General features: G+C 49.2%; 20 protein-coding genes. 10 read left to right on the top strand and 10 right to left on the bottom strand.

Going from position 1 to position 22,915, the window contains the following annotated elements; genetic code table 11:
* A partial coding sequence (locus tag BLS03_RS03235; RefSeq protein WP_218121989.1) for a hypothetical protein occupies positions 1-268 on the bottom strand: 268 nt, incomplete at its 3' end.
* Between the two features lie 360 nt (positions 269-628).
* Between BLS03_RS03235 and BLS03_RS03230 the strand changes: the two genes are divergently transcribed.
* On the top strand, positions 629-1,516 hold the full coding sequence (locus tag BLS03_RS03230; RefSeq protein ID WP_093269554.1) for a LysR family transcriptional regulator: 888 nt from the start codon (positions 629-631) through the stop codon (positions 1,514-1,516).
* Here the strand turns inward: BLS03_RS03230 and BLS03_RS03225 are convergent.
* Positions 1,499-2,248, bottom strand: a complete 750-nt coding sequence (locus tag BLS03_RS03225) for a substrate-binding periplasmic protein (RefSeq protein ID WP_245696550.1) — start codon at positions 2,246-2,248, stop codon at positions 1,499-1,501. The two genes, BLS03_RS03230 and BLS03_RS03225, sit on opposite strands and share 18 nt — an antisense overlap.
* A gap of 253 nt (positions 2,249-2,501) precedes the next feature.
* On the opposite strand from BLS03_RS03225, the gene BLS03_RS03220 reads away from it, so the two are divergent.
* The 3 genes from BLS03_RS03220 (at position 2,502) to BLS03_RS03210 (ending at position 6,591) form a co-directional block, all read left to right on the top strand.
* A complete protein-coding gene (locus BLS03_RS03220; RefSeq protein ID WP_093269552.1) occupies positions 2,502-4,109 on the top strand; it encodes a PKD domain-containing protein in 1,608 nt (535 codons plus the stop codon).
* Positions 4,110-4,367: 258 nt separating this feature from the next.
* The gene (locus BLS03_RS03215) at positions 4,368-5,714 is read left to right on the top strand and encodes a hypothetical protein (protein WP_093269549.1); all 1,347 of its coding nucleotides are present in this window, start codon (positions 4,368-4,370) and stop codon (positions 5,712-5,714) included.
* Complete coding sequence (locus BLS03_RS03210) at positions 5,707-6,591, top strand: phosphatidate cytidylyltransferase (RefSeq protein ID WP_093269547.1); 885 nt, start codon at positions 5,707-5,709, stop codon at positions 6,589-6,591. The genes BLS03_RS03215 and BLS03_RS03210 overlap by 8 nt, the downstream gene beginning before the upstream one ends.
* Here BLS03_RS03210 and BLS03_RS03205 read toward each other — a convergent pair.
* Genes BLS03_RS03205 through BLS03_RS03190 form a run of 4 tightly spaced genes read right to left on the bottom strand, consistent with a single transcriptional unit; the run spans position 6,577 to position 10,748 of the window.
* Entirely contained in the window at positions 6,577-7,341 is a 765-nt protein-coding gene (locus BLS03_RS03205) for an SDR family NAD(P)-dependent oxidoreductase (RefSeq protein WP_093269544.1), read from the bottom strand. The genes BLS03_RS03210 and BLS03_RS03205 overlap by 15 nt on opposite strands.
* Positions 7,341-8,456 (bottom strand): patatin-like phospholipase family protein, encoded by a 1,116-nt coding sequence (locus BLS03_RS03200; protein ID WP_093269541.1) that lies wholly within the window; start codon positions 8,454-8,456, stop codon positions 7,341-7,343. Before BLS03_RS03200 ends, BLS03_RS03205 begins: the two co-directional genes overlap by 1 nt.
* Entirely contained in the window at positions 8,456-10,150 is a 1,695-nt protein-coding gene (locus tag BLS03_RS03195; protein WP_093269539.1) for a bifunctional alpha/beta hydrolase/class I SAM-dependent methyltransferase, read from the bottom strand. The genes BLS03_RS03200 and BLS03_RS03195 overlap by 1 nt, the downstream gene beginning before the upstream one ends.
* Positions 10,151-10,160: 10 nt before the next feature.
* A complete protein-coding gene (locus BLS03_RS03190) occupies positions 10,161-10,748 on the bottom strand; it encodes a CDP-alcohol phosphatidyltransferase family protein (protein WP_093269536.1) in 588 nt (195 codons plus the stop codon).
* Between the two features lie 488 nt (positions 10,749-11,236).
* Here BLS03_RS03190 and BLS03_RS03185 point away from each other — a divergent pair, with 488 nt between their 5' ends.
* Both BLS03_RS03185 and BLS03_RS03180 read left to right on the top strand, forming a co-directional pair.
* The gene (locus BLS03_RS03185; RefSeq protein WP_218121988.1) at positions 11,237-12,520 is read left to right on the top strand and encodes an MFS transporter; all 1,284 of its coding nucleotides are present in this window, start codon (positions 11,237-11,239) and stop codon (positions 12,518-12,520) included.
* A gap of 117 nt (positions 12,521-12,637) precedes the next feature.
* Positions 12,638-14,014, top strand: a complete 1,377-nt coding sequence (locus BLS03_RS03180) for an MFS transporter (protein ID WP_218121987.1) — start codon at positions 12,638-12,640, stop codon at positions 14,012-14,014.
* 68 nt (positions 14,015-14,082) lie between these two features.
* Here BLS03_RS03180 and BLS03_RS03175 read toward each other — a convergent pair whose 3' ends face one another.
* Positions 14,083-14,832 (bottom strand): helix-turn-helix domain-containing protein, encoded by a 750-nt coding sequence (locus BLS03_RS03175; RefSeq protein ID WP_093269610.1) that lies wholly within the window; start codon positions 14,830-14,832, stop codon positions 14,083-14,085.
* Between the two features lie 286 nt (positions 14,833-15,118).
* Between BLS03_RS03175 and BLS03_RS03170 the strand changes: the two genes are divergently transcribed.
* Positions 15,119-16,045 carry a ketopantoate reductase family protein gene (locus BLS03_RS03170; protein ID WP_176765506.1) on the top strand — a complete coding sequence of 309 codons (927 nt, stop codon included), beginning with the start codon at positions 15,119-15,121 and terminating at the stop codon, positions 16,043-16,045.
* Between the two features lie 65 nt (positions 16,046-16,110).
* Here BLS03_RS03170 and pdxY read toward each other — a convergent pair whose 3' ends face one another.
* Together pdxY and BLS03_RS03160 are read right to left on the bottom strand one after the other, a co-directional pair.
* A complete protein-coding gene (pdxY, locus tag BLS03_RS03165) occupies positions 16,111-16,968 on the bottom strand; it encodes a pyridoxal kinase PdxY (RefSeq protein WP_093269531.1) in 858 nt (285 codons plus the stop codon).
* Positions 16,969-17,154: 186 nt separating this feature from the next.
* Complete coding sequence (locus BLS03_RS03160) at positions 17,155-17,997, bottom strand: LysR family transcriptional regulator (RefSeq protein WP_093269529.1); 843 nt, start codon at positions 17,995-17,997, stop codon at positions 17,155-17,157.
* Positions 17,998-18,126: 129 nt separating this feature from the next.
* On the opposite strand from BLS03_RS03160, the gene BLS03_RS03155 reads away from it, so the two are divergent.
* Positions 18,127-19,854, top strand: coding sequence for a SulP family inorganic anion transporter (locus BLS03_RS03155; protein ID WP_093269526.1), 1,728 nt, complete (start codon positions 18,127-18,129; stop codon positions 19,852-19,854).
* A gap of 157 nt (positions 19,855-20,011) precedes the next feature.
* Positions 20,012-20,485, top strand: a complete 474-nt coding sequence (locus BLS03_RS03150; protein WP_093269524.1) for a GNAT family N-acetyltransferase — start codon at positions 20,012-20,014, stop codon at positions 20,483-20,485.
* Positions 20,486-20,555: 70 nt separating this feature from the next.
* On the opposite strand, the gene BLS03_RS03145 is transcribed toward BLS03_RS03150, so the two are convergent.
* On the bottom strand, positions 20,556-21,704 hold the full coding sequence (locus tag BLS03_RS03145; protein WP_093269521.1) for a Gfo/Idh/MocA family protein: 1,149 nt from the start codon (positions 21,702-21,704) through the stop codon (positions 20,556-20,558).
* A gap of 311 nt (positions 21,705-22,015) precedes the next feature.
* On the opposite strand from BLS03_RS03145, the gene BLS03_RS03140 reads away from it, so the two are divergent.
* Positions 22,016-22,894, top strand: coding sequence for a glucosamine kinase nucleotide-binding domain-containing protein (locus BLS03_RS03140; RefSeq protein ID WP_093269519.1), 879 nt, complete (start codon positions 22,016-22,018; stop codon positions 22,892-22,894).
* The last annotated feature ends 21 nt before the right edge of the window (positions 22,895-22,915 follow it).

Genomic DNA, 22,915 nt, shown 5'->3' with positions numbered 1-22,915 from the left:
CCGAAACGAGCGCTGGCGTATCGACAACACTGGTGGCGACTTTACCACCGACCCACAACTCTTTGGCGACGGTGGTGTTGGCATCATCGGAGAGGGCTTGGCCGTAGACGGTCACGGTGTTAACGCGATGAGCACTTTCATCATTATTGGTTTGTTGCTCGGCAAAGCTAAGCCCAGAATAAGCCAGCATTGGCACGCAGCACAGTAATGCGCGCTTGGTGTCATTTTTCGAATTGGCGATACGCCAACCACTAACAATCTTTTCCATTTTCAGAATCCTACACTGCAAAGAGCTATGAATATTTTTATAAATTAAATAAAATCAAGGTATTAAATTAATGTCTTACACATTTATTAGGTGAGTTTGCATCGTTAGTACAGGTGCTTTGCGCCGTGGCAAAAATGGCGAGTAAAGCGAATCCACGCCGACAAACCCAGACAAGACTTCGATGTTGCGTTACTATCGAGCGTCGTTTTATCAGGGCGAAATCCGGCCATGACAAAATCGTGAAGCCATTCACTGACAAAATAGATGCTGGTGCAAAATATCGAAACGATAATGCTTCGTATTTGTAATTAAAGAAATTGACATATAGTTATCAACCGATGCCGTTTAAGAAGTGATCGAATGGAATTACGCCACCTTAAGTACTTTTTAGCCGTTGCTGAAACCGAAAATATTCGTTTAGCTGCGCAAAAAGTACACATTACTCAACCTGCCATTTCACGAAAAATCAAAGAATTAGAGAGTGAGCTTGGTGTGCAGCTATTTGACCGCTTGCCTAAAGGTTTGTGTTTGAACCGCGCAGGCAAGGTGTACCAGAAGCAGCTTGGTGCGATCTTTCGCCAAATTGAAGATGCAAACGCCAAAGTGCGCCAATTTGCTAACACCGAATACGGAACGTTGGCATTGGGTGTCCCTGATTTTGTGTTGTGGGAAGGTGAGGTGACCACGTCACTCAATCGTTATCGCGATGACAATTTAGCCGTGGAACTGGAAGTGTTTTCTGACTCTCCAATGGTACTGCTTAAACGCTTGGAGCTTGAGCAAATTGATGCGGCGTTTTTGTATTATTTTCCGTCGCTGTCTGATGAATACGCGATTAAACCGATCAGCGAAGATAAATTAGTGCTCGCTTACCCGATGGATTGGCAAGATAAAATTTCTGCAGATATGAGTATCGAGGCGCTAAATCAGCTGCCGGCGGTACGTTTAACCCATAGCGCAGACCCTTATTATCACAATTGGCAGCAAAGCTTGTTTGACAAGGTTGGTTGGAGCCCAAGCATGACCCAATGGGCGCATGGCGAAGGAACGATTTTGGGCTTAGTCGCCGCTGGGGGCGGTGTGGCGATTGTGAATGAACGCCATTTTGCGCGTCAATCACCGCGCATTGGCTATATGGCGCTCGATAACTTGCCACAGTCGATTGCTCTGAATTTGGTGTATAAAAAAAGCTCTGATAACCCGGCGTTGGCCAAGTTTCTGCAACTCGTGTTATTCGAGCAAGGATAAGCCATATTTACGGTAAATGTTGGTGATCGTGCCGTCTTGACGCATCTCAGTAAGGGCTTGATTGAACGCTGGCGCTTGAGGATGGTTAAGCGGCATGCCGTAATAATTACCGATAGGATTCGGATACACATAGTCGGCGAGTTGGTAGTGTTTAAATTCGATTGCCTGCAATTCAGCGATGAGCGCTGGCAGATCCAACACAATCACTGCATCGATACGCCCAGCTCTGAGCATACGAGCGAGGTTAAAATCGTCCGCCACGGCGGTTTTATGCAGCTCAGTGTCGTTGTCAAAGCGCACGAAATAAGCGGTGCCGCGTTTCATACCAATCTGCAGGGTACGTAAGTCTTGATAGTCGGCGATTTTGGGGCCGTTTAGTTGAGTCACAAAGTGAATGTCATAACGCTCTATCCCGATAGGGCCCAGATATTCAATAAATTCGGTGCGCTCTATGGTATGAACGACTCGTGGCACGATGTCGGTTTTGTGGTTTTTGAGATTGTCCAAGCTGCGAATAAATGGCACCACACGCCATTCAATGGTATGCCCTAATTTAGCTGCCGCCTGTTCAATGACGTCTTTAAGTGGCCCGCTCAATTGGTAGTTATCTAGGTCAACCACCATTTCCGGCGGTCGATGGCGAAAGTCGCCAATCAAGGTGTCGCTAAAGCTTGAAGTAGAAAACAGCACAGCGCAAAGCGCAGTAAATATCTGAGAACGTATATGCTTCACTGGACTCTCCGGTTTATCTACCTCGATAGTTTATAAGTATAAGCACGGGTTTTAGAGGCGGATGGATTCTTCTTCGCTAGCGACAAAAAAGTTGTGATTATTTTTCGTTATCATTTCGCCTCTTAGCGGTGATAGCACAGTGCTTCTGCGCATTACGTCTTTACTGATAAATTAATTAACTAAACTTTAGTCATGAACTTTTGCTAATCGGTGGTCACAAAGTCTCACACTGGCCGCTAAGCGGAGAGTGACGATGAAACATGCAATGATAGCGCGCCTTGTGCGTCGCAGCTTATTTTTAGCGTTGTTAAGCGTGTTGGCGCTTGGCAACGCGCAAATCCACTTAAGCCTGATTGGCGTGGCGCATGCTGCGCAAAATTCTGCCACGGGCATGGGTTTAACCAAGCTACATCCTCTGATTCAACAGGCGATAACTGCACAGAGAAAACACGCGCCGGGGCTAATGAAAATAGATGGTGTACTCGGTAGCGGTGTTGGTATTGACGCATCAGGCCAAGTGATTATTCGCGTTTTTGTCCGTGACACTGCGCTGTCAGGAATCCCAAACCAGCTTGATGGCATCAAAGTAGAGCGCCAAGTGACCGGGTTAATTATGGCGCAGTTTGATACGACGGCGCGGGTTCGCCCAGCACCAATTGGAATATCGTCGGGGCATCCTAATATTACTGCCGGTACGATTGGCGCTCGGGTGATTGACGCTGGTGGGAATGTGTATGCACTGAGCAATAACCATGTTTACGCCGACAGCAATGCAGCTAGCCTTGGCGACAACATTCTTCAGCCCGGTAGCTACGATGGCGGTGTTGAATCCAGTGATGTGATTGGCCAGCTTTCCGATTTTGAGGCGATTAACTTCAATGGCAATAATGCGATGGATGCTGCGATTGCGCAAAGCTCGGCGCTTGAACTTAGTAATGCCACACCATCAGATGGTTACGGCATTCCTAGTGGTGTGACCGCCGCCGCCGCACTGGGTCAACAGGTGCAAAAATATGGCCGCACGACATCGCACACCCTCGGTACAGTGCAAACTATTAATACCACGGTGGAAGTGTGTTATAGCGTGCGTTGTAACGCGCTGTTCTGTACTTGTCGTAAAAGTGCGCTGTTTAGTAACCAATTCTCGATTGCCGATAACGATAACAACGATGCGACGACTTTCAGTGCTGGCGGCGATTCAGGTTCGCTGATCGTCACTCAAACCGGAAATCATCCCGTGGGCTTACTGTTTGCTGGCGGTGGTGGTGTAACTTTTGCCAGCCCAATCGACCCAGTATTAAGTCGTTTTGACGTGGTGATTGATGATGGTAGTGGCTTGATTAACAACCCGCCGCTGGCTGACTTCTCCTACAGTGTTGAAGGGCTAGCCGTTAGCTTTAGCGATACCAGCAGTGATTCCGATGGCAACGTGGTGTCTTGGCTGTGGGACTTCGGTGATGGTGCCACACTCAGCGGTGATGCCAGCACGGTGGATATTCAAACGCCGATTCACGACTATTCAGTCGCAGGCGCTTATCAGGTTAGGTTAACGGTCACCGATGATAGCGGAGCGACGGACGTTAGTGAGCAAACCGTTAATGTCGGAGACAGCTGCCTTGCGCTGAGCGCTGAGGGCTACAAAGTGAAAGGGCGGCAAAAAGTGCAATTGAGTTGGAGCTGCGCGGCGGCGCAAGTCGCGATTAGCCGTGATCAACAGTCTATCGGCAGTTTTGATAGTGACAGCAACGGCAGCGGCGCCCATCTCGATGAGGTGAATGGCGTGGGCGGCGCGAGTTATCTCTACCAACTGTGTAATCTCAATACGGAGGTTTGCGCGCCAAGTGTGATAGTCAATTTATAACCCCTTGATAAGATTCTGGTGCACCAAACGCCGCAGCTTGTTGTACGGCGTTTTTATTTGCTCAATCGTATTGATCTTTTTCTATTCATTGAAACTGCAAAGTTCGAGGCAGTTAGAAATTAGCTGAGGTAACCCTTTTGTCGGCGAATGATAAATAGGAAGCTTGTTCAAACAAAAATATACCGATAAGGCAAACTGATTGCAGTGGTCGATTTGCTTCATTTACTATTTTTAGATTATTAGACATTGAGCTTTTTCATGGTTGAAAAAATAACATCCCAACCAACCAGTATCATGCAACGCAGTATTCAACTTGGATGGCAATGGATACTGTTTTTAATTATTTATTACGCCAATCATTATCATGCAGAAAGCCTCGATGTTCATACATCGATGATCAGCACTTGGGATCAGCAAATTCGCCCGATAGGTTGGATGATATTGCCGTATATGAGTTCGGGACTGCTTTTTGGTTTGGCGTTCTTACGCTCTCAATCTAGGGCTTCATTACAACGCCTATTGCAGCAGACAACACTGGCAACCCATAGTTCTGGCTTGATATTTTTCTTTTTTCCGCTTAGCTATGGCGCGGTGGATCATGCCAATTTTGGTGTCTGGTCACCCTGGTATGATGTTTTGCATACCGTGGATAACCAATATAATCAGATGCCTTCGCTGCATGTAATGTACGCAATCATTTTGTTTACAGCACAATTACCCCAGACAACTTGTTCTAAACCATTACCACTTAAATTATGGCGACCTAAAACCTGGTTCGTGACGTTAATGTTAGGGGTTTGGAGTGGGCTGTTAATTGTGTCGACGCTGTTCACACAGCAACATCATATTATCGATATTATCAGCGCATTGATATTTTCAGCGGCGATTATTTGGCTAACTCGCCGTTACACATTTAATTCGATTGCATTTTTCTATGTGGCAAATATGTTGATGTGTTTATTATTGGCCGGGATTTTTCCTTCGCTGTCCGTGTTATTTGTGTATTGTTCGCTTGGCTGTTTATTATTGTCGATAGCGTATTTAAGCAGGCGGCCTCGTCTACTTGGTAAAGCGCAAGATGGGGGGCTGAAGCATGTTCGCCGAATGGTTATTTGGCCTTATCTTATTGGTTACCATTTGTTATGGCGCGGGAAAGTGTGGCGCCGTTCAGCGGCTTTTATTTCAGTCGGGGTGCATTTGTACCTAGGGCGCCATCTCTCGGCTAAAGAGCGCGCTGCACTACCTCAAAATACGCGCTGCTTGGATTTAGGCGCTGAATTGGCCGCTCAGCCAAGCTTGTGGCTAGAGTATCAATCTTTACCCTTGCTTGATTTAGCGCCGATTGATGCGCGGCAGATGCTAAAAATTTGCCGACTACTTGAGCTGTGGCAACAACGCTATCCAACGGAAGACATTTATGTGCATTGCACAATGGGCATAAGCCGCAGCGTGGCTGCGATACTGTGTTATGCCCGATATCAAGGCCGCGACGACGAAGAGTTGGCACAGCGTATTGAGGCTAAAGCATGGCCGACTCATGTTCCTGAGCACTACCTAGCTGAGCCCACATTGCTCGCGATGCAAGGCGGCCGTTGTGATGGTTGATCAAGTCTTTATCAATGGCTGTTTACTGGTGTTATCCGCGGTCATGGGCGGCCTGCTGGTAAGCCCGATAAATAAGCAGGGTAATTTTTATCTAAGGGTTCGCTCTTGGTGGTGGATGCTCGGCGTGCTGGCGTTAGTCACATTTGCCGGACAGCGCTACTTTCAGCTATTGATATGGCTGCTTGGTGCCTATGGCGCTTTGGAAATATTAAGCCAGCACCATCCATTATCGAAGTGGAATGCGGCAATTGGGGTGGTGTTATTGCCCGCATCTGCAGCATTGTGGTCAGTGAGTCCGCTGGTGTCATTGCTGGTTCTATCTTCGCTCTTATTCACTTTGGCGGTCACAACATCGCTGCGCCACGGCAATAAAAAATTATCAATGACGTTATTGCTGTGTTTATTTGCTTCGATAGTCGCAATGTCGCAGTTATTGGCTTTTGATGCGCAAGGAGATGGCATCAGTTGGGTGCTTTATCTGTTTTTCGTCACTCAGATTAATGATGTCAGTCAGTATTTTTGGGGCAAATCGTGCGGAAAATCTAAGCTGCTGCAAAACGTGAGCCCCAACAAAACGCGTGAAGGCGCACTGGGTGGGGTGTTAACCAGCAGTTTGCTGGGCGTTTTTGTCGGTGGTTATCTGCTTGATCTTGAACCGATGGTTGCGTTGAGCGTCAGTATGTTGCTGGCGATCACCGGGATTTGCGGCGATCTGCTGGTCTCGCTATACAAGCGGCGAGTTGGGGTGAAAGACATGGGAGCGCTGATCCCCGGACACGGCGGTTTGCTTGATCGCATCGATAGCTTGCTTATCAGTGCGCCTGTGTTGTGGATGTTTAGTTACCAGTTGATGGAGCCAGCGCTATTTGCGTTTTGAAACAATCTGTTCGGTGATACCTACAGGCAACAAATTGAGTAAGTAGCTTATATATTTCATTGGCTTAGGGAATATATGTAGCGCTCGCTGCGTTTCGATTGCCTGAGTGATTTCCGCCACCGCGGTTGCCTGTGACACTAAAAACGGTTTATGGGTGGCATCGCCGCCGTTTAATTCTCTTAACCTTGGCGTGTCAATATACCCAGGAGCAATCACTGTCACGTTGATCCCAAAGGGCTGCAAGGTGGCGCGGTAATCCAGTGCGGAGTGAATCATTTGCGCTTTGAGCATCGCATATAGCGAAGGGCGTTTAGAGCGTATGGTGCCAGCAACCGATGCAATGGCGACTAAGTGTCCACGACCAGCAACGAGCATTTTCTGGCTTACAATGCGAAAGCAATCGTCAAAGCCGAATTTGTTGACCGCCAACATCTGCTTGGTTTCCGCTAGGGTTAACCGCTGTTTACGCTGATTAAAATAGTAGCCGGCGTTATAAATGCAGAGTTCGGGGACCTCTTCTAAGGATGAGAAAAATTCCGCCAAAGCCATTTGGTCACCGACATCCACGCTCGCGCAGGTCACATGTGGGTAATCGATGTGTATCGAGGTGGGAATTTGACTGACATCTCGGCCCAAAATGGTGACCTGGCAGCCAATCGCTAAATAGTGTTGGGCAAGCGCTAGGCCCAATCCTCGTGTACCACCAATAATCAATACTCGCTTTGTTTTGAGCGTATTTGGATTGTCCATTAGCGCTCCATCAATTGGCGAAATTGAGCGGATGTATTGAGCCGATTGGCATTGCGCATTCTCGTTCGAATATTCTTAGGCGAGCGATAACACGCCAAACCGCGCTGATAGCCATATTGCCACTGCGCGAGCATCATTTTTTGAAATGCATCGTAGCTTGGCGGCGCTTCAACCATCAAACGGTTCGCCCGCCATGCAAGTTTTTTCCTGATCTGATCATCTTTGAGCACACGGTGACTATCACTGGTATCACACCAGTTATCGACAGCGCTATCATGCCACTCTCGCAGGCGCCGATTAGGATCAAAACCAAGATATTTCTTGAACACCGGCACGGCAGTGAAGGGTGAAAACGGCTGCTTTAATTCCAGCGTAATTTGCTTGGCGCAATGGCGCGCGTATTGGTGTGGAATCAAATTGAGCATTCCGCCAATATACGATGTGTGGTGGTGGGTAAATGGCGCAAGATAGCCAATATCACCAATCGAGATTCGAATTGCCGTTGCCAGCGGAATTGATGTCTCTAACTGTAGCGTTTCGCTGATTCGTGGTGATGGCGGCTGATAGGGAAAGCTGCCAAGCGCCATGGCTAATTTGGGGCTGCATAATATTGCTTCAGCAAAGGATGGCGCATGAGTTTGCGCCTTGCCGGTTTGACTTGAAGCTAACACCTTTGCTGCGATGATGGCAATGTGTGGCTCACCGGCGTAATCGCCTCGAAACGGAAATAGCGGCGTGTCGTTTTCATCTTCAACATTAAACAGCGCGAACTGGGCAAGGTTAGCCGCCGAGCGAGGGATGGAGGTTGAGCAAAAACGCCCTATGGCGGCTGTTAATGTTCGCCATAATCGCACCTGACTTTGCACCTGAATTCTTCGATACATGCGATACATTTCTTGACTGACAAGCACCTGTTTACGGCTTTCATCGTCTTGAAAACATGCAACAATGCCCGCGGCAATCGCGCCGCCACAAGCGGCAAAAATCGCATCGGGCTGACGCCCGCATTCACTGGCGGCGGCGTGCATGCCAAGATAATAACCAAAGCGAAATCCACCGCCGGAAAATACCATGGCATGGCGAAACGGCTTAGTGGTGCTCGCCGCGTTATCCATTAGGGTTTGACCGCCACAGATACTGAAAAGATGCCAGCGTCTTCAACTTGGGTTTGGATTTTTTTCAATCCACTTAGGCTGACCAATTGATCCATTTCCGCTTGAGAGCGGCAGCGCATGACCCAGGGTTCACCCTGATGATTGGTTAAGGTTCGCGCGATGAATTCTTGTTGTGGATGCCAAGCTTGGTTGGTGTAGATCAAGATACCGCCGGGCTTTAGCTGTTTCGCTACGCCATCTAATGCGACTTGAATGGTTGGATTGTCGCCAAACAATTCAAATAACCCCGAGATGATCGCCACGTCAAACTTGTTTTCAACCGCATAACTTTGAGGAGCAAAAGCGTCAGCTTGGACGACATCGAGATGTTGGAGTTGTAACGCTTCTCCACTTTGACGAATCAGTTTGACGTTATTAGCGTCATAGTCGCGAAGTTCGGCTTGAACATTCGGATAACGGGTCAAAGGCGGTAGTAGATAGCGGCCGTTGCCAGCGGCGATATCCAATATATTGCCGTTGTCTTTGATGCGTTCCAATTGCTGTTCTAACAACTGATCAATCAAGTCCTTTCGGCGTCGAATGCCCGCCCAGCCAGGGCTGTTCAAATAAATGCTATCGATAATGCGTCCCAGAGCATTGCGACCGCGAGGCTGATTTTCGTACACATAATCCAGGCTGCGCCCCGAATCAAAACCGCACTGATGAGCAAGTTTAATCCCATCACTGTGTTGGCCTAATGTCGCCATTGCCCATTTTGTCAGCGGGAAAACGGGATTGAGCGATGGCAATCGCAGCGCGTCATAAGTGTCGCGACTATAGCCGCGTTGGTGGGCTTGCTGATAATCGGTATTTTGAGGCTTGGCGCTAAACACACGATCGATAAAATCGAGGCAGTCTCGAAACACGATTTGTCGTGAGTCTTCGTGAAACAGTGCGTGATAACAGTCGGGATAGTAGCGCCATTCTTTCCAGTTTGAGGTCAGGCGCTGAAAGAATTTACGTTGGGATGATCGCTTGACTACCCAATCCTTACCCGCGCATAGCACCAACATCGGAGTATCGATAGCGCCAGCGTTGGCAATCAGTCTTTGGCCAGTGTACAGAGTATCGAGCAGTAAGTCGGTTGAAATACCGCCGGAAATCAATGGGTCATGGTTATATAGCTTTTGTTGCATGCGATCATGGGTGAGCACTTTTGATTTGACGTAACTGCTGACCCTTGGCATCCAACCAAAACGGCGCGCCAATTTGAGAAGCGGGGTCGCAAAGGGAACATACAGCTGAATTTCAAAAGCGGCTGTTGCCAGTATGACTCCGCGAATTTTGGGCGCATGATCGTGCAACCAACTGGCTGCGATAACCGCGCCCATGCTACTAGCAACCACAAACATATTGTGGATCGCAACACCGGATTGCTGGCTGACTAAGTTGACAAATTGATCGAGATCTCGAGCGAAGACATTAAAGCTGCTGGCTGCGTCGCGCTCACCGCCGGACAACCCATTACCGCGCGCATCCCAAGCGTAGACATGATAACCCTGACGACAAAAAAACTCGGCGAGTTCTTGCATCCGTCCAGAGTGCTCATGTCCGCGGTGCAACAATATAATGACTCGATTTAATGGTTGAGTTGCATGCCAGTAGCGAAACACGATCTGAGTGTCGTCTTCAGCAATAAAAGTATCTTGTTGCAATGATAGGTTCCTATAAAGTGGTGTTTATGCGTCGGTAGATGGTCACAAACAAGAGAGCGATCAGCAGCCATTGAATCATGCTGACCAACCAATATTGCGGCTGGCCAATGGCAACCCAAATGGCCAATAAAGAGAAAACCAAAGCACGGTCGCTTTTGCCCATTGGGCCATGATTAGCACGTTGCCCTGTGATATGAAGTGCGAGGAGCGCAACAAATTCACTTAGCCAAGAAAATAACACGATGCTAATCAGTAAATAGGGATTAAACGCTGAGCAGGCAAGAAACGAAATATATACCGCGCCATCGGATAATAAGTCGCACAGCTCATTTAAAATAAACCCTAAATTAGAGGCTTGATTGTGTTCTCTCGCTAACATGCCATCTATTGCATTCATCGCCATACGAATCAGCAATATCGCCGGCCAGGCTAACCAGTATAAACTAGGGCCGAATGACCAGAGCAGATAAGCGCTTGTTATGGTAAGGAAAGCCGCAACACAAGTAATTTGATTGGCGGTCATTCCCCAATGATAAAAACGTTTTACTATCGGTCTGAGTAAGGATTGAAAACGCGACTTTAATAAATATACGCTCATGAAATACGATTAATAAATATCGTTATGGCAATAGGTTTTCGATATCTCTAACAGCTATTATTTGCATTGACAAGCAATAGGAATCCAAGTTTTAGAATGCTTCCAAGAAATTGATGTATTACCCTAAATATGATGGTTTATGGTTTGGAATACGATTCACATCGAGAACACATGCTTCTCGGAATGAATTAAACAGCGCGAATATTATTGGCGATAGGGAAATATTCAGTCCACCTTTAAGATGCAATGTGTTTTATAGCTCAAGATCTAGCGTTTAAATTTAAGTCCGTTCAATAACGCTCTGCATTTCTAAGCCGAAAAATGGCGTAAATTTGTCTTAGCGCAACAAACGTCGATGGTTGTGACTTTTGCTTGGTATACGGGTATTGATTAAGCGTGCATCGCGCCACATAATTGCGCGTCGCTGCTTTTGGTGGAGTCTCTGATTCGCCAAGCGTTTTCATTCCTATTTAACAGGTCACATCATTGTGAATTCATCACCAGCCCATTTTGCCCACGGTAGCGTGTTTAAACTCAGCGCGTTTCGTAATCTGTTTTTTGCTCGTCTGTTAACCGTGCTTGGTAACGGTATCGCCCCAATTGCGTTGGCGTTTGCGGTGCTGGATATGGGCGGCAGCGCCGCTGATTTAGGCATAGTGGTAGCGGTGCGCTCGCTATTTAATGTGATTTTCCTATTGCTTGGCGGTGTGTTGGCGGATCGCTATTCGCGCAGTGCAGTGTTGTTTTTGTCCTCGCTGGTGGCGGCGTTATCGCAAGGCGCGGTTGCATGGTTAGTGCTGGGTGGCAGCGCGTCGATTGTCTCATTAGCTGTGCTTGGCGCGGTCAATGGCGCGGCGGCTGGTATGGCATTGCCAGCCTCATCGGCATTAGTGCCGCAAACCGTGCCAGAGAATAAACTGCGAGAAGCCAACGCCTATATTCAGTCGGGTGTGTATGGCGGCTCGATTTTGGGCGCGTCGCTGGGCGGACTGCTCACCAGCGCAGTCGGGCCGGGGTGGGGGCTAGTGATTGATGCTCTCGGTTTTGCGATTGCTGCGCCGCTTTATCAAATGATTCGCACCGTCGGTCCTTCGCAACTGGCGGCGGCGAGCAATATTATTGATGACCTGCGCGAAGGTTGGCGTGAGTTTATCACTCGCTCTTGGGTATGGGCGGTGGTGGTGCAATTTGCCATCGTGAACGCCGCGTTTAGTGGCGTGATGATGATTCTGGGGCCAGTGGTGGCAGACGACACTTTTGGCCGCGCCAATTGGGGGATTATTGTCGCCGCGCAAAGCTTAGGTTTGATGGTTGGTTCGTTTGCCGCGCTGCGTTGGCGTCCAAAACGTGATTTATGGATCGGGGTGCTCAGCATTGTATTTTGCGCGCCGCCCATGGCTTTGCTCGGCCTGCAAGCTTCGCCTTATTCCTTGATGGCAGCGTTTTTTATCGCCGGGCTGTGTTTTGGGGTGTTTGGCGTGGTGTGGTCACACGCGCTGCAAACCCATATTCCAGCTCACAAACTGGCGCGAGTTTACGCCTACGATGCGCTCGGCTCGTTTGTGACTATTCCACTTGGTGAATTGGCTGCCGGGCCTTTAGCGCTTAAGTTCGGTTATCAGCAGGTGTTGTTGGTTTCTGCAGCAGCGGTGGTGGTGGCCACGCTCTTGGCCAGTTGGACGCCCTCGATTCGCCGTTTCGACAGTCATGCGCCGCTGACGCCAGCTCAATCTTTGCCAGCTCAGTCTGATAAGGGAATTGAGCTCAGCTAACACTTTTATACCTTATCTTGAATTTCATTCATGATCGCTATGAGCAAACTTGAGTTGCTCTCATGCTGAGAACTCTAGATGATTTAGCCATCTAGACGTTTTTAATTGAGAGTAACCATGACGGCGAGTGTTATTGACCCGCGCAAGTTTATCGATGAACAACCGATGACGCGTATCCAAGTATTGATTGTAGCTTTGACGGTGCTTTTCAGCGCTGTGGATGGCTTTGACGTGTTAGCCATTGCAGTGTCGGGCTCTGGGATCATGGCGGAGTTTGGCTTAGATCGCGCCGAGCTTGGTTTAGTGCTGTCGATGGAACTGATTGGCATGGCCATCGGCTCGATTGTGCTCGGCGGCATTGCTGACAAACTGGGGCGGCGCGTTATGTTACTCAGCTGTTTGCTGGTCATGGCATCGGGAATGTGGGCGGCAAGTTTGGCTAGTAGCATTGAAACGCTCAGCGCGGTGCGCATCTACACAGGGCTGGGAATTGGCGGTTTGCTGTCTTCAACCAATGCGGTAGTGGCGGAATTTTCTAACCACAAGCAGCGCGGATTGTGCATTTCACTGATGGTGATTGGCTATCCCCTTGGCGGTATTGCTTGCGGCGCGATAGGGCATGCAATCCTCGGCGCTCAAGGAGCGAGCTGGCGCGATATGTTCATCGTTGGCGCGTGGCTGTCGGTCGCGCTGTTTCCCATCACTTGGTTATTGCTGCCAGAATCGGTGCATTGGCTCACTCGTGTGCAGCCCCAAAATGCCTTAGCGCGGGTCAATCATGCGCTTAAAAAGCTCGGTCATACTGGTGTGGCTTCACTGCCTATCACTCGGGCCTTAAACGCTAACCGCTTGCAAGCCAAAAGCTCGATTTTGGATATTTTTAGCCCGGCGCTTTTAGCGGCAACACTTTTGATGACGCTGGCTTACTTATTCCAAATGCTAACCTTCTATTACATTCTCAAATGGACACCGGCAATCGTGGTGCAGATGGGCATTGGTGCAGCATCGGCGGCGGGCGTGTTATTTTGGGTCAACGTGGGTGGCGTATTAGGCGGGTTGAGTTTTGGCTTTCTCAGTCGCCGCATTGGTCTCAAACCTCTGACGATGGTAATTTTAGTTCTGACCTCGCTTGCGGTGGCGCTGTTTGGTCAATCTAAGCCGCAACTTGCCGAGCTCAGCTCTCTGGCCGCCGCAGCGGGCTTTTTCGCGAATGCGGGAGTATCGGGCATTTACACCTTAATGGCAGTGGTGTTTCCCACCCATGTGCGCGCCACTGGTACCGGGTTTGTGATTGGAATGGGGCGCGCCGGGGCGATTGTATCGCCATGGCTTGCGGGTATTTTAATGCAACAAGGCTTTGAGCGTGGCGACGAGTTGGCATCCGTACTCGCGTATGTGGCGCTTTTGATGGGGCTTTGTTCATTGGTTGCGGCTCTGTGTTTAGCTTTTCTTGGCACTAAGCACAACCAAGCGACCGAGCAGGCTGTCGCCTAATTGCGTTGTTACGATTTTATATAGTTGACCACACGGCTTAGGTTGGCATTAACCTTAAGCTGTGTTGGTCACAGCACATTATCAATCACCAACATATTCAGTTTCTTTGACTCTTTGAGTTCATCTTTGGTCAGGCGCAGCTGCTCTTTAAGCTCATCTGAGTAGGGGTGGCTGGTTAGCGACACCAAACATTTAAACGCGCACGGACGCATGTCAGCAGATGATATGCCACACAACATGCCGTAGGTACTGTCTCTGAGCTCCAGCGGGTTAAAAATATACAGTAGGCTCTCTTCTAACGTGTTGTATTGATTCACAAAAGAGAAGCGAATTAACCTGTCACTATAGGTCACATCACCAAGGTAATAGATTTCACTGTTCTTGCCATTGGGCGTCACCACGCTGATGGTCAGCGTCGCAGTTTGCTGGTTGGCGGAGGGCTTAGGGCTACTTTCCAGCGGCAATATATTGATCACGCCATCTTTTAAGCGGTTATAGCGGCCATCATAAAAGTAAAAGTACAGCTGAGTGGCGTTGTGAAAGGTTTTCAGCGCCGAATTAGGCAGCGCGGCTTTAGGCGTATTGACGCGATAATCGATCAGCTGATTGGGCGTCACCTCCAGCGCTGATGCGATGGCAAACAGTGTCACCATATCCAAACCAATTTCACCCGTTTCGTATTTCGAAACCGTCGCGCGGCTTTTGTGAATACGCTCGGCGAGCGCTTGAATGGTAATGCCACGATTTTTGCGATGGGTACGAATGCGCGCACCGATATGGCGGTTAATCGTTGTATGGTCGTTGGGTTTTAGGTCCATGATAACTAGCTCTCGCGAGGTGATTCGGGGCGCTGATTTGGTTCTTATAACGGTACATTTGGCTGGTTTTTGATGCAAAGCCATGAAAGCGCGGCAGAATACTCATCAAATTGGCGTAAAATTCTCTTGCTAAGAGAATATCTCAAAAATAAGTTTCTTGATACGAAACTTTTGCTATTTGCTGGCGATAGAGCGGCGTTTATATACTGCAAACTATTCACTTGGGTTATTTGTTGCGCGCTGAGTCATGAGTCAGCGGCGTGATGGTGTAAGGAAATCAAGAGTTATGAAAATTGCGGTGATTGGCGCTGGCGCGATGGGTTGTCTGTATGGCGCGTATTTAAGTCAGCATCATCAAGTGATCATGATTGATGCGCTTAAAGAGCAGGTTGAGGCGATCAACCAAGGCGGCATTGTGATGACTGAGGCAAATGGCGAGCAACGCACCTTTAGCGGTGTGTCGGCGTATGTGTCCGGTGAGTGCGAGCAGGCGGTGGATGTGGTGATTGTGTTTGTTAAATCCACCTACACCCAAGTGGCGCTGGAGCAAAACCGCGCGCTATTTAAGCCTACGACCTTGGTGATGACACTGCAAAACGGCGCGGGTAACGACAGGCTTATCGAACAATACGTTGATAAACATAATATTATTATCGGCACTAGTAAGCATAACGCGGTGAACTTAACCCGCGGCCAAATCAAGCATCCCGCTTCTGGCGTGACCACGATTGGCAGCAATTTCAACGCCGAACAACAGATTCAAACCGCCGCGCAGCTACTTGAACAGGCAGGTTTTGCGATTGATGTGACCGATGACATTCAGCGCATTATCTGGAGTAAGTTGCTGGTCAATTTGTCGGTCAATACCTTTACCGCCATTACTCAAACGCCGATTGGTTACATGCTTAAAAACCAACACGCATGGGATTTTGCCAAGCGCTTAATCTATGAAGCGATTGAAGTGGCGGAAGCAGACGGCACATATTTCGACCGCCGTGAAGCGTTAGAAATGGTCAAGAGTGTGTGTGAAACCGCAGGCGGTGGTTATTCTTCGATGTACCAAGACCGCAAAAATCACGTCAAAATGGAAATTGATGCCATCAACGGCGCGATTGTCGAGCAGGCCAAACGCTATGGTGTGCCAACGCCGTATAACACTTTGATTGTCGACTTGATTCACGCCATTGAAGGTGCGTACGATATCTACGGTTAAGTCTTGATTTAAGCGATAAAAAAGGAAGCTAAGGCTTCCTTTTTTTGTGGTTGCTGCTTGGCAAGTTAGCCAATTGGCTGCGGCGCGAAATCGTGGCTTGGATTGACGATCTCTTCTTGGCCAAAGACTGTCATCAGTTCCCATGAACCATGTTTCGCAGTGGTTTCCAATACGCCATACACCGCGTTGTTGGTGTGGCGAAACGCCTCAAGTGGGGCCATGCCTTTTACCAAACAGGCGGTAAAAATAGCGCTGATCAGATCGCCAACACCGACGGGCGCTTTGGCAAATTCCAGCTCCGGGCGCTCAATCAAATAGCAGCCTTGCTCGGTGGCAAGAATGGTGCTGAATACGCCTTGCGCTAGCGAGTGCAGGTGTTTCACCAGCACCACTTTCGGACCAAGATCCAACGCCTTACGACAGGCGGTGATGGCTTGCTCAAGGTTGCTTATTTCAACGCCAGTAAATGCGGTCAGCTCAAATTGGTTGGGCACGATCACATCGGCCATCGGCATCAGCGTTTGCACCAAATGCTCAGCGACGCCATCGGAGACGATACAGCCTTTTTGCGGGTCGCCCATCACAGGGTCACACACATAGCGCGCGTTTGGGTTTTGGGCGCGAATCTGTTCGACGGCTTGCGCCACGGCCAAGCATTGGTCTGCGCTGCCTTGATAGCCGGAGATCACCGCTTGGCAATCTTTAAGTTTGCCGATGTTGTCAAGGCCCTTGACCAAAGTACGAATGTCTTCAGAATCGAAACTCTTGCCGCTAAAGCCTTGTGGATATTGCGTGTGATTTGAAAATTGCACCGTGTGAATGGGCCACACTTCTAACCCCATTCGTTGCATAGGGAACACCGCCGAGCTATTGCCCGCGTGTCCAAATACCACATGGCTTTGGATGGATAAGATTCCGTTCATGATTTTCTCTACTAACAGTCGATAGCTTAAGTCACCGAAGGGCACTTAAGGCAGGCACACTTAAAATACGGCAACAAAATACAGCCTCTCACCGCAGAGTCAAATGATATCGCTATCTGTTTCTAAATGCTCGGATTATGTGGGTAAACATAAGGCATAGCATGTTCAAAACACTAACAAGCTTGGCTAGAAATGCTGATCGTGACTCAGCAGTTCTTTAACCAGTTCACTTTGCTCGCTGCGCACGTGGTATGCGGCGTAGGCTTTCATTTCAATATTGGGCGCATCAGCGACGCTGTGTAGCTCGCCACTTGCCAGCAGCGGACTGACCACGGAAGTGGGCAGATAAGCCGCGCCGCCGCAGTAGCGAATCAAACTAAGCGCAATACCGCCGCTATTGACTCGGGCTCGCGCTAATAATCGCTGGGGAAAAAAGCTTTCGTGCAGAGTGGCAAAGGTTTTGCCCCATTCGACGCGAATATAACCTTCGCCAATCGCGTGTTCGACGTTTTGCTCAGGCTCACTTGAGACCAGTTGTAATTGTACTTTGGTGATTTCTTCTACAGCGATGCCCTTGATTAGTGGCGGCTCGTAGAGAAAGCCAAGATCAATCATGCCTTTTTCTAATTTGTCGACCACGCGTAGCGGAGTACTCTCTTCGGCGCGAATGCCCAGGGTTGGAAAGTCGCGGTAGATATCATTGAGCCAGCGCTGCAAAAACACATCCCAGAGGCTTGCGACACCGGCAATCACTAAGCGGCGTTTGTGCTTTTCGCTCAGCGCGGTATCTTCGTATGCGCGATCCCAAGCCTGCAAAATAAAGTGCGCATGGCGCTCCATGCGCTCTCCGGCCGGTGTGAGCAACACTTGATGATGCTTGCGAGTAAACAGCGAAATCCCCAGGTGCTCTTCAAGCTGGCGAATTCGCGCACTGATGGTCGATGGCGAGACGCACAGTTTGTCAGCTGCTTTTGCAAAATTGCGGGTTTGGCTCACTTCAAGAAAGGTTTTTAGCAGCACCATATCCATGGTTAGAACGCTCCATATTGGGTCGAAAGTAAGATTCGAAAATATTGGTTGTGACGGCCAGTTTATTTCGTTTTACGCGTGATGGAATTATATCTAAATTGGCCTAGCAATGTTATGAGGAACCAGTAGATGCCCGCCAATTTAGTGAAATTACTGCCCTTTTTACAGTGGGGCAGAGAAATCAACCAAGCGATGTTCGGAAAAGATCTGCTGGCGGGGATCACCGGCGCGGTGATCGCATTGCCGCAAGGGGTGGCTTACGCGTTGATTGCCGGTTTGCCCGCTGAATATGGTTTGTATTCGGCGATTGTGGTGTGCATTTTGGCATCGCTGTTTGGCTCTTCCCATCATATGGTGTCGGGGCCGACAGCGGCACTTTCGATTGTACTGATGAGTGTCATTAGCCCGCTGGCGAACGGCGCAGAGGATTACATTCAACAAGCGGTCACGCTCACGCTAATGGTTGGCGTGATTCAATTGGCGATGGGAGCGCTGCGCCTTGGTAGCTTAGTCAACTTCATTTCTCACACTGTGGTGATTGGTTTTACCGCAGGTGCCGCGGTGTTAATCGCCGCCAGTCAGTTGCAACATCTACTCGGCGTTGAAATTGCTAGCGGTTTGTCGCTGGTGGATGAACTGCAGGCGATTGCACTGCAAATTCCGAATACTCACGGTTTGTCGTTGGCGGTTGGCGCGGTATCTCTCATCATTAGTGTGATTGCGCGACGTATCAGCCGCAAGTTACCACATCTGTTACTCGGTCTTGGCGCGGCGAGCTTGCTGAGCTGGGCGATAGACGGCCCCCAACGTGGTGTGGCTTTGGTGGGGGCTTTACCGAGCGAACTGCCATCTTTTGCTACCCCGCAATTCAGTGCCGGCGCCGTTAAAACGCTCTCATCTGGCGCTTTAGCCATCGCCATGCTTGGCTTGATTGAAGCGGTGTCGATTGCGCGCGCCATTTCACTACGCTCAGGTCAGCGCATTAATGGTAACCAAGAGTTTGTTGGCCAAGGGCTGTCTAATTTTGTTGGCGCGTTTTTCGGCTGTTTTGTTGGCTCTGGGTCATTTACTCGTTCTGGCGCCAATTATGACGCTGGCGCGCAGACACCTCTGGCGGCGATATTCTCCTCGCTGCTGCTAGCGCTGATTGTGGTGTTCATTCCAGACGTCACTGCTTATTTGCCGATGCCAGCGATTGCCGGTTCGATTATGCTGATTGCGTGGAACTTGTTTGATTTCAAACATATTAAAGAGATTTTGCGCGCGAATTATAACGAAGTGGCGGTGCTGGCTGCGACCTTCCTGTCGACGCTGTTTATCGAACTGGAGTTTGCCATTTATGTCGGCGTGATGTTGTCTTTGGTGCTGTATTTACGCCGTACCTCGCGCCCACGCGTACTTGAGCTGACCGCGCAAGAGGCTTCGTTTCACCAGCAACTTAACCAAATCGGCCTTAAGCAGTCTGACTGGTGCCCGCAAATCAAACTGATTCGAGTCGATGGCTCACTGTTTTTTGGCTCTGCCGACCATGTGCAGCGCCGACTTCGTGAATTAACATCAAGCGGCAATACGCTGGTGTTGATGATCGGCTCAGGGATTAACTTTATTGATTTGGCAGGAGCGCAAATGCTTGAGCAAGAAGCGCAGCGACTTGAATCCGCCGGCGGTTACCTAGCGATCATCGCTCTAAAACATGCAGTCATTGATGAACTTAAAGACAGCGGCTATCTGGACAAAATCGGCGAAGCGCGGTTATTCGCGACTCCTCAAGCGGCGATTGCGATGCTACTAAGAGTGGTGGATAAACAGCGTTGCAACCCGTGTCACCAAAAAGCATTTGCCGAGTGCCTGCGTTAGTTTCTTAAATCAGTTGTTTACGTAAATAAGCTAGTTACTGAATGCGCTAATTAGGCAAATGATTAGTTTGTTTCTATGATGGCGGTTTTTTGCATGCAACAAGATGGTTTTTGCTAGAGAATAAATGCACTTAGAAGCGGGTTAAAGAAACTTTTTGATGTCTGACCTTGTTCAATTACGTCTTGCTAGTGCAGCTGATGCCTGCTCAGTTCAGACGCTATTGCATCGCGCGTTTGGTTGTCATGCGCTTGATGCCTTTGTGTTTAGCGCTGCCACGGTTGAGTTGGCGGTTGTTCAGCAGTGGATAGCGCGTAATGAAGTGTATCTGTGCCTGCGTGGCAATGCTTTATTGGGCGTGTGTCGTCTCAGTCATTACCCACAATACGGCTTGGTGCTAAGCCGCTTGGCGGTTGATCCTAACTGCAAGGGGCAAAAACTCGGCTCAGCGTTGCTCGATTTGGCTGAAAGTGAGGCGCGAGCGCTTGGTCATACGCATCTGACCCTCAAAACGCCAAGCCAACACCCATTCCTAGTCGATTACTATCTTGCTGCGGGATATCGCCGCCAAGGTGAGCATTTTACACCTGGCGATCGTTACGTCGAAGCAGTATTGGTTAAGTCGCTGGTTTAAGTTGGGCATAAAAACGCCGCTGTTATTTCAGCGGCGTGATAGGGGGAGAGGTTGTGACTCGATGCTTGGGTTAGCGGCCAAGCGCTTGGTCAAATTCAGCCCAGCACTCTGTCATATCAATGACGGCTTTTTGTTTGCGCGCCTCATCGATCATAATCGCGGTTAAGCCTGCTTCGAGAGCATCCACCACCGATACTTTGAGCGGCGTGCCGCGTAGCATGTGATTGACCACTTCTTGCGCCATTAACTCATCTGAACCGTAATGGCCGTCATAGGCGCTGCCTTCATACTGTTTGTCGATTAAACAATCTGTGGTGCGCGCATCGTGCAGTTTGAAGAAGTTACGCACAAAATCGCCTTCAGCTTGGCCATCCGTACCGATCACACAGAAGCGGCGAAACTCATCGGGTACGTTCAAGTTAGCGTGAAACGATAACGTCGCACCACCTTGATATTCGATGATTGCGTTTTGGTAATCGATGATGTCGGCATCACTATCAAACACCGCATCGGTGCTGCTCCAACCGCTTGGCTTGGTATGATACATTTCCGAATCTGCGGTCACTGCGCCAGTGGGTGTGTGCTGTGGGGTAAACGATTTGCGACCGCCAAAGCTGGCAACTCGAACTGGGCGTTCACCCACCAAGCCTTGGTAGAGATCGATATCGTGGCAACATTTTTCCAAAATATACGGCCCCGCGTATTTCTCCATTCGGCGCCAGTCACGCATAAAGAATGCGCCATGATATGGTGGAATATGCTCGGTGGCTTCAATGGAAGTAATTTCGCCCAATACGCCTTGCGCTTTGGCGTTGACCAAATCTTGATAGAGCGGTGAATAGCGTAGCACCAAACCGACGATGATCTTGTCTTCACCGTATTCGCGCACCAGTTTTGCCAGCTCGATGCTCTGAGCCTTATCGATAACCACAGGCTTTTCGGTGAATACGGTGTAACCCGCTTGCAGTCCGGCGCGAATATGCTCAAGGTGCAAAAAGTTCGGTGTGCCGACCATCAGTAAATCAAAACCGCCAGCTTCCAACATCTCTTCAAGGCTTGAATAAGATTGGCCGGGTTCGATACCAAATTGGTGTAAGTTGTCCAGCCCCGCGGGCGCTGGGTCAACATAACCTGTGATTGAAAATTCTGGGTCGGCTTTCTTCATGTCTTTGGCGACGTGAGAAAGTCGATGTCCTAATCCAATTATCGCTACTTTCATTTTTCCTCCCTGGCCAGCGATGTCTTGAGCCAAGCTCCATTCTGGCAAGACAATTCATATCAATGGATGAGTGATATTTAATCTACTCCATTTAGTTCACGAAAAAAAGTAATATAAATAATTATGCTGAATGTATTTTGTTCATTTTAACTTTAATTATTAAAAAACAGTTATTTATACTTTATAAAATATTAAAACTTAATTTATATGGAATCTTTTTTATTGATATCGTCATGGTTTTTTCCTATTTTAGCTAGAGGTGACAACTTGGATGTGACCGATTTCTCGCTAAGAGAGCAAGGAGAGACAATTTGGACTGTCAATATTTTATCGGTGTGGATGGCGGAGGCACTCGCTGCCGAGCACGTCTGACACGAGCGGATGGCACTGTGCTCGCCGAATGCGAGGCTGGCTCAGCCAACATTTATTCGAATTTTGATAAAGCTTTAGAAACGGTGAGCCGTTTGATTTCTGGTACCTATGCGCAAGCCGGTTTAGCGCTAGAATCTTCTGCTCAAACCAGCGTGGTACTGGGGCTGGCGGGGGCGAACGTTGAGTCGTATCGCCTACGCGCAGAAAAAATGCTGACTGGTTTTGCCAGTTTGCAAGTGCTCTCTGATGCGGAGATTGCTTGCATCGGCGCCCATTTAGGGGACGCTGGCGCGGTGCTGATCGCTGGCACCGGAAGTCAGGGCGTGCGTTGGGACGGTGCTGAATTTCGCCAAGTCGGCGGTTGGGGGTTTGATCTCGCCGATCAAGGTTCTGGCGCGACGTTAGGGCGCCGCGCGGTGCGTTGTGCGCTGCAAGCCCATGAGAATTTATTACCACCTAGTGCGTTTACGCATGAAGTTATGGACTATTTTTCCCATTCGCCGGAGCAGATGCTCAGTTGGGTAAGCCAAGCAACCCCAGCAGATTGGGGGCAATTCTCACCAACCTCTTTTCATCACGCAGAGCTTGGCGATGCGCTTGCAACGCGACTTGTGCGACAGACAGCAAGAGAAATCGACCAAATACTGGATTATTTAACCGCGCAAGGCGAGAATGGCGCCACTTTAATGGGCGGGCTTGCCAAACCCATTGAGCCTTGGCTTGATGAGCAAAGCCGCGCCGCCCTGATTGCCGCCAAAGGTGACGCGCTAGATGGCGCACTTTTATTAGCCCGCACCCCTGTGCTATCGACCACATAACAACCATAAACGAAATCATTT

The organism is Vibrio xiamenensis (assembly GCF_900100015.1).
Classification (GTDB): domain Bacteria; phylum Pseudomonadota; class Gammaproteobacteria; order Enterobacterales; family Vibrionaceae; genus Vibrio; species Vibrio xiamenensis.
The sequence above is the reverse complement of the archived record's forward strand: the minus strand, read 5'-3'. Positions and strand labels throughout refer to the sequence as shown.